We start from the raw sequence: 14,414 nt of genomic DNA, 5'->3' as shown, positions 1-14,414 counted from the left end.
ACCACCGTCGGCGAAACGAGGCGAATCCCGTCGCCGACGAGGCGGGACGGCGCAGCGCCGTCCCGGGTCGACGTGGGAGAAGAACGATCACCATGCGCATTCGCGCGCGTTTTCTCACTGCCCCGCGTCCCGGCGCCCTCGCCGTCCGATGACGGCGGCGCGCCTGGTGGCGCGGTGCGTTCACGGGCTGGAGCCGGCGGTCGCCGTCGAGGTCCTCGGGCTCGGCGCCGTCACCCGGCTGGGGCATCGCGAGGTCCATTTCCGTATGCACCGGTCAGGGTCACGGGCCGTGGCCCTGCGCACCGCCGACGACGTGTTCCTGCTCGCCGCGCGGCGTCCCGACATCGGCACGGCCAAGGAGGGTCTCGCCGCGCTGGCCGACCTCGCCGCCACCGCCGACACCGGCCGGTTGCTGCGGCTACGGGAGGAGCATGGCGGCCCCGGTCGGCTCACCGGCGTCGAGGTGTCCGCATCGTTCCTGGGGAGACGCAACTTCAACCGGTACGACGCCGAGGACGCCATCGGCCAGGTCCTGGCACGGCGGCTGGGCACCGGCTACCACTCGCGGCGGACGGGCGTCGCGCCCCCGCCCACCCACAGCGGATGGCGGCTGACCCTTGACGGTACGCATGCCACCCTCATGCTGAGGATCGCCGCCCGGCCCCTGCACCGGCGCACCTACAAACAGCACTCCATACCGGGAACCCTGCATCCTCCCGTGGCCGCCGCCATGGCACGGATGGCCGACGTGCGGCCCGGCCACACGGTCCTCGACCCCTGTTGCGGCGCCGGAACCCTGCTGATCGAGGCCGGGCTGCACCAGCCGCAGGCCCGGCTGCACGGCTTCGACCTGTCTCCGGAGGCACTGCGTGCGGCGGGACAGAACGCGTCCGGCCTGCCCGTCACCCTCGAACGGGCCGACGCCGCCCGCCTGCCGCTACCGGACGGCAGTGTCGATCGCGTCCTGTGCAATCCCCCGTGGGGCGGCCAGGTCGCCGCACGGGGCCTGCTCGCCGGCTCTCCGTCGCGCTGGTGGACGGAGCTGCGCCGTGTCCTCGCCCCCGGCGGGCTGGCCGTGGTCCTGCTGCCCGACGCCGACGACATCGCCACGGCGATCCGGCGGCACCTCGTTCCCCAGCACGTCCAACGGGTCCGGCTCTCCGGCGCCCAGCCCTTCATCGCCCAGTTCACGGCACCGGCCGAACGGGGGCGTTCACGATGAGGGGACGACGAAAACCGGCCGGCCGTCTTGGAGGGACGGACTCATGGGCGGCCCTGCGTTCGAGGCTTGGTCGGGTTCCTATGCTGGGGCGTTCCGGCGCCGGCCGGTGCGGTTCGGGGTCCTCGGAAGGAGGGCGGGACCGCCAAGTGGCGGGAGAAAACCGCCGACTGGCGCTGTCGGCGGACTGCTCGGGGAGGTCAACATGGCGTAGGTCACAGCCGATGCGCCGGCTGATGGAGTGTCCTCGATCACGGGAGAGCCGATGACCCCCTCCTCCTCCTCCTCACGTGCCGACCGTATGCCGCCCCCGCCGTTCGACCCCGAGCTGGCCGCGGCCCTGGAAGTGATCCGCGAGCACGTACCGCCGTCGATCCGGCTGGAGACGCTCGACACGATGCGGCAGCTCAGAAGGCAGTTGGGGCCGTCGGACGAGGATCTGCGCCGGGACGGGGCCTTCGACGTCACCGAGCGCCGGGTGCCCGGTCCGCAGGGGGCGCCGGACGTCTCGCTGCTGATCTGCCGCCCCACCGGGGCCACCGCCCCGCTGCCGGCCGTCTACTACGTGCACGGCGGCGGGATGATTATGGGTGACAACCGGACGGGCATCGAGGAGCCGCTGGACTGGGCGCGGGAACTGGGCCTGGTCCTGGTCTCGGTGGAGTACCGCCTGGCGCCCGACCACCCCCATCCCGCCCCGGTCGAGGACTGCTACGCCGGTCTGGTGTGGACGGCCGGGAACGCGGCGGAACTCGGCATCGACCCTGACCGGCTCATCGTCGCGGGCACCAGCGCCGGCGGCGGACTGGCGGCCGCGCTGGCCCTGATGGTGCGCGACCGCGGCGGCCCCACGCCGGCCGGGCAGGTTCTGCTGTGTCCGATGCTCGACGACCGCAACGAGACCCCCTCCAGCCATCAGATGGAGGGCCTGGGCATCTGGGACCGCAACTCCAACGACACCGGCTGGACGGCACTGCTGGGCGAGAGCCGGGGCGGGCCGGACGTCTCGCCGTACGCGGCGCCCGCCCGTGCCGAGGACCTGTCCGGGCTGCCCCCGACCTTCATCGACGTGGGCTCGGCGGAGACGTTCCGGGACGAGGACGTCGCCTACGCCACCCGGATCTGGCAGGCCGGCGGGCAGGCCGAGCTGCACGTGTGGCCCGGCGGGTTCCACGGGTTCGACATGCTGGCCCCGCACGCGGCCCTCTCGCAGGACGCCCGCGCCGCCCGGCTGCGCTGGCTGCGCCGGCTGCTGGAGGGCTGATCGGGCCCCTGGCCGGGGGCAGGATGGTGGTGTGAAGGAGCTGGCGGGCCGGCTGGCGGCGCTCGACCCCGACGCGGGCGCCGCGATGCAGGTGATCACCTATTTCGACCGCCTTCTGGAGGGCCGGGCGGGACTGGCGGCGCTGGTGCGCGGGGCGGCCGTGCTCACCGGTCACCCCGTCCGGCTGGCCGACGAACCTCACCGGGTCTTCGTACGGGTGGACGCCGAGGGCCGCCGCATGGACGGCGGCGGCCTCCCCGACCCGGCGTGGCCGTCCGCTCCCCTGGAGCCGGACGGTCCGCCCGCGCTGTGGCTGGAGCGCCCCGGCCCGGCCGGAGTGGTCGAGGCGATGGTGCTGGAACGGGCGTCGGCCGCGATCCGCACCGTCCTGGTCCGTACCCGGGGCTGGGCGCACGAGGCGGCGCCGGACCAGGCCATGACCGAAGTTTTGCTGGATGCCGCGGCCCCGCGCGGCGCCCGTCTGCGCGCCGCCCGCCGCCTCGGCCTGGACGTGGCGGGACGCGCCAGGGCGGTCGCCCTGGCGGGAGGCGCGGCCCGCGTCCAGGCGGTCGATGCGACCCGGCCCGACGCGGTGGACGCCGGTGACGAACGGGCCGGGATCGGACCGGCGGTGCCCGTTGCGGATCTGCCGGAATCCCTGGCGGCGGCGCGTACGGCGCTGCGGTTCACCGCCGAGGGGACCGACCGGGATCCCGGCCCCCGGGTGGTCCACGCCGACCGGCTCGGCGGGCTGGCTGTGCTGGCCTCGGCGGTCGGGCCGGACACCGAGCCGGTCCCCGACGTACGCGCGCTGGAACGCGCCGTGGCCGCCGCCCCATGGATGCTGGTCACCCTCGACGCGGTGGCCACCGGCAGCAGCCTGCGCGCCGCCGCGGCGGCGATCAACGTGCACCACTCGACCCTGCAGGACCGGCTGGCCGGGGCCGAGCACGAGCTCGGCTGGTCCGTCCACGACCCGCAGGGACGGCTGCGTCTGCAGCTCGCGCTCGCCCTGCGACGCCTGCATCGCACCGCCTGACCCGCGCCGGACGTCCCCAATTGCGTCTGGTTGCCGAATGGCCGTCTTTCACCGTGGGCCTATCGGGGCGAATCGGTCCTATGACCTCCCCTGGAAGGTCGGCCGGGTTCACCGGAGGTAAGGGCACTATCACCTTGCCGAATGATTATTGCCCTACGTAACGCATCACTAACTGCTAGTGACGAAGGCTCGCTGGGGCCGCCTGGTCGACGGGCGCCGCCAGCCATATAGAGAGATCACGCCATGAAGGCCATTCAACGAACACTGGCCACCGGCCTGTGCTCGGCAGCCGTCGGCGGTGTACTGATCACCGCGGCGGCGACGCTGGCACAGGCGGCGGCCGTGCAGCCGTACGCATCGGCGCCGCTGGCGCCGCAGACGCAGATGGACCCGGTGCCCTTCGAGGACTCCGACCTGTTCGGGGCCGAGGGCCTGGGCGACTTCGGACTCTCCGACGCGTTCGGTGGGCCGCAGGAGTCGCAGGACTCGGGGGAGTCGCAGGGCCCGGAGGGGTTCCAGGACCTGGAGCGGTTCCAGGGCCCAGAAGAGTCGCAGGGCCCGGAGGAGTCGCAGGGCCCGGAGGAGTCGCAGGGCCCGGAGGAGTTCCAGGGCCGGGGCCAAGGCCCGGAGGAGTTCCAGGGCCGGGGCCAAGGCCCGGAGGAGTTCCAGGGGCCGGAGGAGCACCAGGGCCGGGGTCAGGGTCCGGAGGAGCACCAGGGCCGGGGTCAGGGTCCGGAGGAGTTCCAGGGCCGGGGTCAGGGTCCGGAGGAGTTCCAGGGGCCTGAGCGGTTTGGTGCTCCCGTCGGTTACCGCGGTCCCGAGCAGCACGCGGGCCCGGGTGGTCCGGAGCAGTACGAGGGTCCGGGCGGTCCCGAGGGCCACCCTGGGCCGAGGGAGTTCCAGGGGCCCGAGGAGTACCAAGGCCCGGAGCATCGCGGTGGCCCCGAGGGCTACGGGGGTCCGCAGCAGTTCCAGGGACCGGAGCGGTCTTACGGTCGCGGTTACCAGGGGCCTGAGCAGTTCCAGGGTCCGCGGGAGTACGAGGGGCCTGAGGACATGGGCGGTCCCGAGGACATGGGTGGCCCTGAGGGCGACGACGCAGGGGACTTCGACGGGCCGAAGCGGATGGCTGCTCCGGTGAGCATCCCCGGCCCGGAGGGGTTCCAGGGGCCGGAGCGGTCTTACGGTCGCGGTTACCCGGGGTCCGAGCAGTTCCAGGGTCCGCGGGAGTACGGGGGGCCTGAGGACATGGGCGGCCCCGAGGACATGGGCGGACCTGAGGACATGGGTGGCCCTGAAGACATGGGCGGCCTCGAGGACATGGGTGGCCCTGAGGGCGACGACGCAGGGGACTTCGACGGGCCGAAGCGGGTGGCCGCTCCGGTGAGCTTCCCCCGCCCGGAGGAGTACCGGGGCCCTGGGCCTATGGGCGCTCCCCAGCACCACCACGGCCGCGAGCAGTTCCAGGGGCCTGAGCAGCAGGGTGGCCCCCAGGGCTACCAGGGTCCGCAGGAGTTCCAGGGGCCCGAGCAGCAGGGTGGTCCTGAGCAGTTCCAGGGTCCCGAGCGGTTCCAGGGTCCCGAGCGGTTCCAGGGTCCTGACCGGTTCCAGGGTCCCGAGCGGTTCCAGGGTCCTGACCGATTCCAGGGCCCCGAGCAGCAGGGCGGTCCCGACCGGTTCCAAAGGCCCGCGCACTTCCAGGGCCCGGAGCAGCCCGGCGGCCCCCAGGGCTACCAGGGTCCCGAGCAGCAGGGTGGCCCTCAGGGCTACCAGGGCCCTGAGCAGCAGAGTGGTCCCGAGCAGTTCCAGGGTCCCGAGCGGTTCCAAGGAGCTCGGCAGGAGCTGCGGCAGCCTCGTGGGAACGAGCTGGCCGGGCCCTCGCTGATCCAGGCGGAGGAGTCGGCCGTCGTTCCCGACTCGCCCCGTACGCAGGAGATCGTGGAGAGCGAGCGGGCCGCCGTGGAGAACACCGGCTCGACCGAGCCGGTCACCTTCACCGAGTCGACCGCCTCGGATAGGGCCAGCGCGCCCGAGCAGGCCGGCTCGCAGCAGTCGGCCTCGACCGGTAAGGCCAAGCCGGGCAAGGTCAGGAACCAGTACACGTTCAACGTCTACTCGGTGAGCTGACACCGGCCCGGACCGGGCACGGTACTCCGGGCGTCGCCCGGGGACGCCGCCGCCCGGCCGGCCGCGGGTGCTCGTGGTGACGGACCGGGTGCGGGGCGACCCGCACCCGGTCGGGTGAACCCGCGGTGCTCGTGAACGACCTGCCGAAGCGAACGGCCCCGGGCGGCATGCCCGGGGCCGTTCCGCGTACGAGAGGTCAGGAGCCGAACTCGGCGGCCACCAGCTCGGCGATCTGGGCGGTGTTGAGGGCGGCGCCCTTGCGCAGGTTGTCGCCGCACAGGAACAGGTCCAGCGCCTTGGGGTCGTCCAGCGAACGGCGGACCCGGCCGACCCAGGTGGGGTCGGTGCCCACCACGTCGGCGGGCGTCGGGAACTCACCGGCCTCCGGGTCGTCCACCAGCACCACGCCCGGCGAGCCCGCCAGCACCGCCTGGGCCTCCCGCTGGTCCACCGGACGGTCGAAGACCGCGTGGACGGCCAGCGAGTGCGTGGTCACCACCGGGACGCGCACGCAGGTGGCGCTGACCCGCAGGTCGGGCAGGCCGAGGATCTTGCGGGACTCGTTGCGGACCTTCAGCTCCTCCGAGGTCCAGCCGTCGTCCTTGAGCGAGCCCGCCCACGGCACCACGTTCATCGCCAGCGGAGCGGGGAACGGGCCGAGGTCCTCGCCCACCACCCGGCGCACGTCCCCGGCGCGTTCGCCGAGCCCGCGGTTGCCGCCGACCTTCTCCAGCTGGTCGTACAGGGTGTCGATGCCGGCCTGGCCGGCTCCGGAGGCGGCCTGGTAGGACGCCACGACCAGCTCGCGCAGCCCGTACTGGCCGTGCAGCGCGCCCATCGCGACGATCATCGACAGGGTGGTGCAGTTGGGGTTGGAGATGATGCCCCGGGGCCGGTTGCGGGCCGCCTCGGCGTTCACCTCGGGGACCACCAGCGGCACGTCGGGGTCCATCCGGAACGCGCCGGAGTTGTCGACGGCCACCGCGCCGCGCTCGGCGGCGATCGGGGCCCACTGCTTGGAGACCTCGTCCGGGGTGTCGAACATGGCCACGTCCACGCCGTCGAACACCTCGGGGGCCAGCGCGACGACCTCGACCTGCTCGCCGCGCACGGTCAGCTTCTTGCCGGCCGAGCGGGGCGAGGCGACCAGCCGGATCTCGCCGTAGACGTCCTCGCGGGTGGACAGCAGGTCCAGCATCACGGTGCCGACGGCGCCGGTGGCGCCGACCACGGCCAGGGTGGGCTTGCTCATCGTCCGGTACCTCCGTACACGACCGCCTCGACCTGGTCGGCGTCCAGCTCGAACGCCCGGTGCGCGGCGGTGACCGCGGCCTCCACGTCGTCCTGCGAGACGACCACCGAGATCCGGATCTCCGAGGTGGAGATCATCTCGATGTTGACGCCCGCCTCGGCGATGGCGGAGAAGAACTTGGCGGTGACGCCGGGGTGCGAGCGCATCCCGGCGCCGATCAGCGAGATCTTGCCGATCCGGTCGTCGTACTGCAGCGACTCGAAGCCGATCCGCTCCTTGACCTTGTTGAGCGCGGTCAGCGCGGTCTGCCCGTCGGTGGCCGGCAGGGTGAAGGAGATATCGGTACGGCCGGTGGCGGCGGCCGACACGTTCTGGACGATCATGTCCAGGTTGATCCCGGCGTCGGAGAGCACCGAGAAGATCGTCGCGGCCTCGCCCACCTTGTCGGGCACGCCCACCACGGTGACCTTGGCCTCGCTGCGGTCGTGGGCGACTCCGGAGATGATCGCCTGCTCCATCTCACTTCCCTCGGTGCTGTCGGCGATCCAGGTGCCGGTCCGCTGGCTGAAGGAGGACCGGACATGGATCGGGATGTTGTACCGGCGCGCGTACTCCACGCAGCGCAGGTGGAGGATCTTGGCGCCGCAGGCGGCCATCTCCATCATCTCCTCGTAGGAGATGCTGGGAATGCGGCGGGCGGTCGGCACGATCCGGGGATCGGCGGTGAACACGCCGTCCACGTCCGTGTAGATCTCGCACACGTCGGCGTCGAGCGCGGCGGCCAGCGCCACCGCCGTGGTGTCGGAGCCGCCCCGGCCGAGCGTGGTGATGTCCTTGCTGTTCTGGGAGACGCCCTGGAAGCCCGCCACGATCGCGATGGAGCCGTCGTCCAGGGCGCTGCGGATCCGGCCGGGCGTGACGTCGATGATCCGGGCTTTGCCGTGGGAGTCGTCAGTGATCACACCGGCCTGGGAGCCGGTGAAGGACCGCGCCTCGTGGCCCAGGTTGGCGATGGCCATCGCCAGCAGTGCCATCGAGATCCGTTCCCCGGCCGTCAGCAGCATGTCCAGCTCGCGGCCCGGGGGCAGCGGGCTGACCTGCTCGGCCAGGTCGATCAGCTCGTCCGTAGTGTCGCCCATGGCGGAGACCACGACGACGACGTCGTTGCCCGCCTTCTTGGTCGCGACGATGCGCTGGGCGACCCGCTTGACGCACTCGGCGTCCGCAACGGAGGAGCCACCGTACTTCTGCACGACAAGAGCCACTGGTGGGTGCTCCTCGGATCGGGGTCGGCGTACCGACCGTCGAGTCTACCGAGGTCAACCCGGTGCCTGACGAGCGGTTTGTCCCACCATCCGAGACGCCCCCTGGACACCGCCGGACGAGCCGCGATTGCCCTGGTCCGTCCGATCGACGGCGTACAATCGAACATATGTTCGATTAGGCTGGGGGTTGTGGTGGTGATTTCCGCGCCGGTGTCACGCTCGGGGTCGATATGCTCACGCAGGGGCACCACTGCCGGGCATGGCCTTGGGAAGCGGTCACCGGACACCGGCCGAGTCCGTGGTGTCACATCGGATGTTCGTGCGGCGGACACGGTTCCGCGATGTGATTCTCACCAGAAGGCAGGACGCGGCCATGACCCTTCGGATCCCGAAACGGGCACGTACGCTGGGAGACCGGGAGGGGGGTGACCGGCACATGGCGACGATCAGGGATGTCGCGGCCTACATTCTTCAGCGGCGTGGCCCGATGACCGCCATGAAGCTGCAGAAACTCTGCTACTACGCCTACGGTTACCACCTGGCGTGGGAAGAGCGGCGGCTGTTCGACGAGCGATTCGAGGCGTGGGCGAACGGGCCGGTGTCCCCGGAGCTGTACCGGCTGCACCGCGGAAGGCTCCAGCTTGAGGCCGGTGACATCCCTGGCGACTGCGACGGGCTCGACGCGGGCGAACGGGAGTCGGTGGACCTGGTGCTGGAGGGCTTGGGCGACTACAGCGCCCACCAGCTGTCCACGATGACCCACCAGGAGGCGCCGTGGGTGAGGGCACGCGAACGCGCGGGCGCGCTGCCGCTCCAGCGCAGCAACGAACAGCTTGACGATGCGGAGATCTTCGAGTTCTTCGACGCGCTGACCGTCGAGTCCGCCAATGGCGAAGAGGTCTAAGAAGAGGGTCTCCACACCGCAGGTTCACCGTAAGGAAGTTCCCAGGCGTACGGTGCTGCCCGGTGCGGAGACATCGGATCATCGGATCTGCTGGCGGTTCACCCACGTGGACCACGAAGGGCCGTGGGGGTTCGACAAGGTCGAGCCGGAGACCTTGCGCTGGCTGTTCGATCGGTTGGGCCAACTCGAGACCATGACGGTCAATGAGATCTTCAACCGAGGCGACTACCCGGGCAAGGACTACGACGTCGAGACGATCCCTAACGTCGAGGCTCTGGACCGCCTCGAACAGATCGGCCTCGCCGACATGACCAAGATCTGGTGCCTGCGTCTACAGGGTGAGCCGCGACTGTACGGCTTTCTGCACGGCCATGTGTTCCACATCGTGTGGTGGGACCCCAAGCACGAGATCTGGCCGAGCCGGCTAAAGCACACCTGACGGCACTCCCACCGAACGGGCCGCCTTGCGTTCTTCGTTCGTTCGGCGCGGTCGGCGCGTACGGTGGGCGGTGGGGTCCGAACGCCAACAGCGAGGCGACGCGATGTCACATTCGCAGGACGACGGTTCACGACGTATTGGCGAGAACGTCCGGGCGGCCCGGGTTTACCGAGGGCTGTCGATCGAGACGGCGGCCGGGCTGGTCGGCCGGTCCAAGTCCTGGCTGTCGAAGATTGAGAACGGGCACCTACGGTTGGAGCGCCGATCGGACATTCGGGCGCTGGCCGAGGCGCTGGAAGTCTCGGCGACCGACCTGCTGGGCGAACCCGTTCCGGCAATCCGGCCGAAGCAGCGGCAACTCGGTGACGTGATCGCACTGCGGGAAGTCCTTCTGGACTCCAGCCTGGAAGACCCGGTGGAGATGCCGGTCCGGCCGCTGTCGGCGCTGGCCGCTCTTGTCGCGGGGCCGATCGCGCAACAGCGGCGGGCATCGGACTACCCCCGTCTGACAGCGGTGCTGCCGGGGATACTCGCCGAGCTGCACGTTCACGCCGCCACTGGGGACGAGCGGCAGCGAAGAACTGCACTCGGGCTGCTGGTCGACATGTGCGTGGGGGCGACGTTCGTGCTGCGTCACCTCGGACAGACCGACCTCGCGTGGATCGCGGCGGACCGGGCGGAGCGGGCCGCGCGTCTCCTCGACGACCCGGTGTCGCTTGGAACGGCGGTGTTCGCGCAGGCGCACTCGCGGCCGTCCGCCGCGCTGTCACGAGCGCTTCGGGAGGCGGGACGGCACGCGGACCGCCTCGAACCGCACATCGGCGACGACCGCCGCGCGTTCGAGGTGTACGGGATGCTGCGCCTGTCGGCGGCGCTGGCCGAGCAGGTTCGGGGACGGCACGCCGCCGCCGCTGAGCACGCCGCCGAAGCTCAGCGGATCGCCTCCCGGATCGGGGAGCACCTTGACGCCTGGCAGAGCTTCGGCCCGGCGAACACGGGTGTATGGCGGACCATGCTGGCAGTGGAGGCCGGCGAGCCCGAAGCGGCGTTGCAGGCGGCCCAGCAGGTCGATGCGGCGGCGCTGCCCAGCCAAGGCCGCAGGGCCGCCCTGGCCATCGAACGGGCACGGGCACGCGCCATGTCCGGAGACGCCGCAGCAGCAGTCCGGGAGTTGCGGCAGGCCGAGAAACTGTCGGCCGCCCGCGTGCACCGCAACCCGCTCGTCCGCGAACTCGTCGCCGACCTGTACGACCGGGCTCCTGGCCGTGACCTGCGAGGACTGGCCTGGCGGATGAACCTGGCCTAAGCCGGGTTTCCGTTCGGAAACAACGAGGGTGGGCATCGGCCCTACCGTGGCCGCCACGTCACAGAACGTAGGCGGCCCCGGCCGGTGCGCGAACACCGGTGACCCGGGGCCTGACCAGGAAGGAAGGTCCTGGCTGATGCACACCCTAGCGATTCCGTCACTCGGGCAGAACGGCCGTTCCCCCGTGCGCGGCAGGAAGCCGAGGTGCGGGCCATGTTCCCGCGGGCGGCCTGCTGGTACGGGACCAAGTCGGGGCTGTGGCTGGCCGCGCCGGTCGGTGCGGTCGGACTGGTTCAGGCGCCCACGGCCGCGGACCTGGCCCGGCGGCTCACCGAGCACTACCGGCAGCACCTCCCGTACTCCCGCCCGGTCCGGCCGTCTGTGCCCGGCCGTCCGGGCGGGTCCGGCGTGGCGGCGCGGACTTCCCCACGCCCCGTGGCGTCCCGCGCCGCCGCGCCCTCTCGTTCGCCGGACGACTGCGTGCGGGGGCGGCACGCCGCTCGGGACAGGCGCGGCATGTGGCGGCGCGGGCTGAGCCGTCTGGGGCTGATCGCGGAGGCGGCATGAGGGCCGAGAGCGCTGACCGCGTTCCTTTGACGCGGGAGTTGTGGGGTGCGGTGCTGGCCGGGCTCCACAGCGATCACCCGGCCGTTCGGGATCGGGTGTACGCGGCGGTACTGGCAATCGGCCCAAGGGAGTGGGACGAGGACTTGGAGACGCCGGGTGCGCTGGTGCGGCGGCTGGCCGACATCGGAACGCCCGGACCGCGACCGGCGACCGCGCAGGCCGCCTGGATCAGTGGGGGTACGGCACCGTCCGCCCGCGACACGAGCGCAAGTCCGAGTGAGGACTGCGACGGCCTGACCGCCGTCCACCGGGACGACGGCCGCCTCCGGCGGTGAGAGCGGGAGTGGCGGCCCGAACCCCCGGCCGGGCCGCCACTCCACACGGCGCGGGTGTGCCGGAAGCCTGGAGGGGAGACACGGCCCGGCACACCCGCCCAAGACGCATGGACGGCCTTCCGGCGGTGTGCGTACCCGGCGGAGCGGGTTTCTCGGCGTGGCCGCTGTGCTCGGCGGCGCGCCGTAGCGCCTCTCCGGAGGGCCGGCCCGTCTGCCGGTCGGTCAGTGGATGCCGCCCAGTGGGTCGGCCGCCAGTTCGTGGAGCCTTCTGGCGACGGGGTGTTGCATGGTCGGGTCGATGGCCTGGGCGAGTGCCACCAGTTGTTTCTGGGGAAGCAGGGCGCCCTTGCGCGCGGGCTCGCGCAGCCACATCCTCACCGGCGCGTGGCCGGGCTGCTCCACGATGAGACGGGGGAGCAGCCGGGACGACAGGGACGGCGCGACGCTCTCGGCGCGAACGTGTGCGACCGAAAGGTCGTAATGAGCCTTTCCGCGCAACGTGCTGACTACTGATTGGCGTGGTCGAGGTCGATGATCACAAGTGCCGCAGCGACGATCTTCCGGATCCGGGTGACATCCACTTGCCGATGTGCAGGGTGATCAAAGAAGTGGCTGGGGCAGATGGTTGGTCGGGAGGGACGGACGATGTCAGCGAGTGGCGGCTGTGGTGAAGTCCTCATTCGTTGGTGCCGCAACGGGTAGCTCGTGTGCAGCTTCCGGTCTTAGCCCGTCGAAGATCATGCGCAGGTAGCGCTGCCACAGGTCGGATCGTACGGCGGCGAGCGGTGCCGCGATCCGGGTGGGGGCATTGAGCAGCAGCACGATGTCGTGGCCGGTGACGTCCGCCCGGACGACTCCAGCCTGCCGGGCGCGTGCGGTCAGCGCCTCGGCCACCTGTGCCAGCCGGTCGCTGGCGGCCCTGATCGCGGGATGGGCGCGCGAGGCTGCGGTGGCCGCCTCGCAGAATGCGCGATCGTTGGCCTGGAGTTCGGCGCCTGCGCTCATGAACTGAAGCAGAGCGGATCGCGGATCGGTGTGCTCCAGCAGGCTTTCGCCGGTCGCCGCGAGGGCGTCAAGTTGCTCGCAGAAGATCGCCGAGACCAGCTCCTCCTTGCTGGAGAAGTGGTTGAAGACCGTCCCCTTGGCGACGCCGGCGCGCGCGGCGATCCGCGCGATGGAGACGTCGAGGCCATGCTCGGACAGTTCCGCGGACGCCGCATCGATGAGGAGGCTTCGATTTCGGGTGGCGTCGGCTCGGGGCATGAGCCCAGCTTAGCACAACTTGACCATCCGGTCATGTTGTGTGCTACAGTCAGCAACATGACCGTCCGGTCAATTTATGTTGGTGTCCGTGGGAGGGTGATGATGAGGGCACTTGTCGCGAAGCAGTACGGCCCACCAGAGGGCCTGACCGTCGAGGACGTTCCGGTTCCACGGCCCGGCCCCGGCCAGATCCAGGTCCGCATCCGCGCCGCAGCCGTCAACCCCGCCGATCTGCGAACCCTCAGCGGGGTGCTGCGCGAGCTGACCCCCTTGACGTTCCCCCATGTGCCGGGCAGCGACTTCGCCGGCACGGTGACCGAAGTCGGCCCGGACGTGACCCGGTTCACCTGGGGTGACGAGGTGTTCGGAGTCGGGCTGCCGCGCGCGACGGCGACGATCGCCGGGATGCTGTCCACCCCGCCATCCCTCACCACCGGCGCTATGGCCGACTATGCGGTCTTCGAGGCCGACACCCCCGCCATCACCCGACGCCCGGACGGCTTGGCCGCCGACCACGCGGCCAGCCTGCCGATATCTGGGCTGACCGCGCTGGCCGTGGTGCGCGCGGGCCGGTTCGAGGCGGGTGAACGGGTTCTGGTGACTGGCGCCGCAGGCGGGGTCGGTGGCGCGGTGGTCCCGTTGCTGGCCGCTGCCAAGGTACATGTGATCGCCACCGCGATCCCCGAGGACGACGACTACGTCCGCGACCTGGGCGCGACCGAGGTGATCGACTACCGGACAGTCGATACCGTCGCCGAGACGCTGCGGCGCCACCCCGGCGGCGTCGATGCCATGGTCAACCTCGCCCTGCCCGGCCCCGCCCTGGTCAAGGCAAGCGACGCCATCAGGCCAGGAGGCCACCTGCTCAACGTCGCCTTTCCCAGCCCCGAGCCTTCCGCGTTCGACCACGCCGACCTGACGGTGCGCACCGTCTACAGCACCGCGCGCCCTGGAGATCTGGAGGAGTTGGCAGCACAGGCTATGGCCGGCTCCCTGCCTGCCACCATCAGTCGGCGGTATTCGCTGGAAGAGGCTGCGCGAGCGTATGCCGATCTCGTGCACACCCATGTGCGCGGAAAGCTCCTCGTCATCGCCAACGCCACGGACTGAGGTTTTCTCAGCGAAAGTCACCGCCAGGCGTTGTTGAGGACGAGGGCGGCCTGGGTGATGGCGCCGATGCGGCCGGGGCTGAGGGTGACGTGGCGCAGGGCGCGCCAGCGCTGTTTCAGTTCGGCGGCGGCGCGTTCGCCGAGGGCGCGGGTGGCTCGGAGCAGCCGGTTGTAGGTGCGGGTGTCGGCGTCCAGGGGGCTGGGGATGTCCGGATGCGGGCGGCGTGGGGTGCGGATGCCGATTCCGGCGCCCAGGTAGCCGATGTCGGCGAGCACGACCAGGCCCGCGGCGGCGGCCGGGTACAGGGCCGGCAGGGCGTGCAGG

Annotated in this window: 15 protein-coding genes; 10 read left to right on the top strand and 5 right to left on the bottom strand. The window is 71.4% G+C overall.

The annotated features are described in order from the left end of the window. Positions 1-148 precede the first annotated feature (148 nt). The 4 genes from C4U03_RS27525 (at position 149) to C4U03_RS42615 (ending at position 5,649) form a co-directional block, all read left to right on the top strand. Positions 149-1,222 carry a methyltransferase domain-containing protein gene (locus tag C4U03_RS27525; protein ID WP_103941611.1) on the top strand — a complete coding sequence of 358 codons (1,074 nt, stop codon included), beginning with the start codon at positions 149-151 and terminating at the stop codon, positions 1,220-1,222. Positions 1,223-1,484: 262 nt separating this feature from the next. Continuing rightward, on the top strand, positions 1,485-2,483 hold the full coding sequence (locus C4U03_RS27520; protein ID WP_103941609.1) for an alpha/beta hydrolase: 999 nt from the start codon (positions 1,485-1,487) through the stop codon (positions 2,481-2,483). A 31-nt stretch (positions 2,484-2,514) separates the two neighbouring features. Continuing rightward, positions 2,515-3,522 carry a helix-turn-helix domain-containing protein gene (locus C4U03_RS27515; protein WP_103941607.1) on the top strand — a complete coding sequence of 336 codons (1,008 nt, stop codon included), beginning with the start codon at positions 2,515-2,517 and terminating at the stop codon, positions 3,520-3,522. Between the two features lie 243 nt (positions 3,523-3,765). Further along, positions 3,766-5,649: a collagen-like domain-containing protein gene (locus C4U03_RS42615; protein WP_160147122.1), complete on the top strand. Its 1,884-nt coding sequence runs from the start codon at positions 3,766-3,768 to the stop codon at positions 5,647-5,649. 196 nt (positions 5,650-5,845) lie between these two features. Here C4U03_RS42615 and C4U03_RS27500 read toward each other — a convergent pair whose 3' ends face one another. Continuing rightward, the gene (locus C4U03_RS27500; protein WP_103941601.1) at positions 5,846-6,901 is read right to left on the bottom strand and encodes an aspartate-semialdehyde dehydrogenase; all 1,056 of its coding nucleotides are present in this window, start codon (positions 6,899-6,901) and stop codon (positions 5,846-5,848) included. Continuing rightward, a complete protein-coding gene (locus C4U03_RS27495) occupies positions 6,898-8,166 on the bottom strand; it encodes an aspartate kinase (RefSeq protein WP_103941599.1) in 1,269 nt (422 codons plus the stop codon). Before C4U03_RS27495 ends, C4U03_RS27500 begins: the two co-directional genes overlap by 4 nt. Positions 8,167-8,602: 436 nt before the next feature. Between C4U03_RS27495 and C4U03_RS27490 the strand changes: the two genes are divergently transcribed. From C4U03_RS27490 to C4U03_RS27470, 5 genes are all read left to right on the top strand, one after another. Next, positions 8,603-9,070 (top strand): Panacea domain-containing protein, encoded by a 468-nt coding sequence (locus tag C4U03_RS27490; protein ID WP_103941873.1) that lies wholly within the window; start codon positions 8,603-8,605, stop codon positions 9,068-9,070. 106 nt (positions 9,071-9,176) lie between these two features. Continuing rightward, on the top strand, positions 9,177-9,509 hold the full coding sequence (locus C4U03_RS27485) for a hypothetical protein (RefSeq protein ID WP_200827512.1): 333 nt from the start codon (positions 9,177-9,179) through the stop codon (positions 9,507-9,509). A gap of 103 nt (positions 9,510-9,612) precedes the next feature. After that, a complete protein-coding gene (locus C4U03_RS27480) occupies positions 9,613-10,815 on the top strand; it encodes a helix-turn-helix domain-containing protein (protein ID WP_103941595.1) in 1,203 nt (400 codons plus the stop codon). A gap of 213 nt (positions 10,816-11,028) precedes the next feature. Beyond that, positions 11,029-11,382 (top strand): hypothetical protein, encoded by a 354-nt coding sequence (locus tag C4U03_RS27475; protein WP_146087552.1) that lies wholly within the window; start codon positions 11,029-11,031, stop codon positions 11,380-11,382. Then, positions 11,379-11,717, top strand: a complete 339-nt coding sequence (locus C4U03_RS27470) for a hypothetical protein (RefSeq protein WP_103941591.1) — start codon at positions 11,379-11,381, stop codon at positions 11,715-11,717. Before C4U03_RS27475 ends, C4U03_RS27470 begins: the two co-directional genes overlap by 4 nt. 222 nt (positions 11,718-11,939) lie before the next feature. Here the strand turns inward: C4U03_RS27470 and C4U03_RS40070 are convergent, their stop codons facing one another. Together C4U03_RS40070 and C4U03_RS27465 are read right to left on the bottom strand one after the other, a co-directional pair. After that, complete coding sequence (locus tag C4U03_RS40070; protein WP_146087551.1) at positions 11,940-12,119, bottom strand: hypothetical protein; 180 nt, start codon at positions 12,117-12,119, stop codon at positions 11,940-11,942. Between the two features lie 246 nt (positions 12,120-12,365). Continuing rightward, complete coding sequence (locus C4U03_RS27465; protein WP_200827511.1) at positions 12,366-12,980, bottom strand: TetR/AcrR family transcriptional regulator; 615 nt, start codon at positions 12,978-12,980, stop codon at positions 12,366-12,368. A gap of 57 nt (positions 12,981-13,037) precedes the next feature. Here C4U03_RS27465 and C4U03_RS27460 point away from each other — a divergent pair, with 57 nt between their 5' ends. Beyond that, on the top strand, positions 13,038-14,090 hold the full coding sequence (locus C4U03_RS27460; protein ID WP_200827510.1) for an NADP-dependent oxidoreductase: 1,053 nt from the start codon (positions 13,038-13,040) through the stop codon (positions 14,088-14,090). A gap of 17 nt (positions 14,091-14,107) precedes the next feature. Here C4U03_RS27460 and C4U03_RS27455 read toward each other — a convergent pair. Continuing rightward, positions 14,108-14,414: transposase family protein (locus C4U03_RS27455; protein ID WP_327373764.1), on the bottom strand; the 307-nt coding region annotated here is incomplete at its 5' end.

The sequence above is a fragment of the Thermomonospora echinospora genome (assembly GCF_900108175.1).
In the GTDB taxonomy this organism is placed as follows: Bacteria; Actinomycetota; Actinomycetes; order Streptosporangiales; family Streptosporangiaceae; genus Thermomonospora; species Thermomonospora echinospora.
This window is presented reverse-complemented; position numbering and strand designations above follow the sequence as displayed.

Coding starts and splice junctions, on each gene's coding strand:
- C4U03_RS27525 (WP_103941611.1), top strand. CDS start 149: ATGACGGCGGCGCGCCTGGTGGCGCGGTGCGTTCACGGGCTGGAGCCG.
- C4U03_RS27520 (WP_103941609.1), top strand. CDS start 1,485: ATGACCCCCTCCTCCTCCTCCTCACGTGCCGACCGTATGCCGCCCCCG.
- C4U03_RS42615 (WP_160147122.1), top strand. CDS start 3,766: ATGAAGGCCATTCAACGAACACTGGCCACCGGCCTGTGCTCGGCAGCC.
- C4U03_RS27500 (WP_103941601.1), bottom strand. CDS start 6,901: ATGAGCAAGCCCACCCTGGCCGTGGTCGGCGCCACCGGCGCCGTCGGC.
- C4U03_RS27490 (WP_103941873.1), top strand. CDS start 8,603: ATGGCGACGATCAGGGATGTCGCGGCCTACATTCTTCAGCGGCGTGGC.
- C4U03_RS27480 (WP_103941595.1), top strand. CDS start 9,613: ATGTCACATTCGCAGGACGACGGTTCACGACGTATTGGCGAGAACGTC.
- C4U03_RS27475 (WP_146087552.1), top strand. CDS start 11,029: ATGTTCCCGCGGGCGGCCTGCTGGTACGGGACCAAGTCGGGGCTGTGG.
- C4U03_RS27470 (WP_103941591.1), top strand. CDS start 11,379: ATGAGGGCCGAGAGCGCTGACCGCGTTCCTTTGACGCGGGAGTTGTGG.
- C4U03_RS27465 (WP_200827511.1), bottom strand. CDS start 12,980: ATGCCCCGAGCCGACGCCACCCGAAATCGAAGCCTCCTCATCGATGCG.
- C4U03_RS27460 (WP_200827510.1), top strand. CDS start 13,038: ATGACCGTCCGGTCAATTTATGTTGGTGTCCGTGGGAGGGTGATGATG.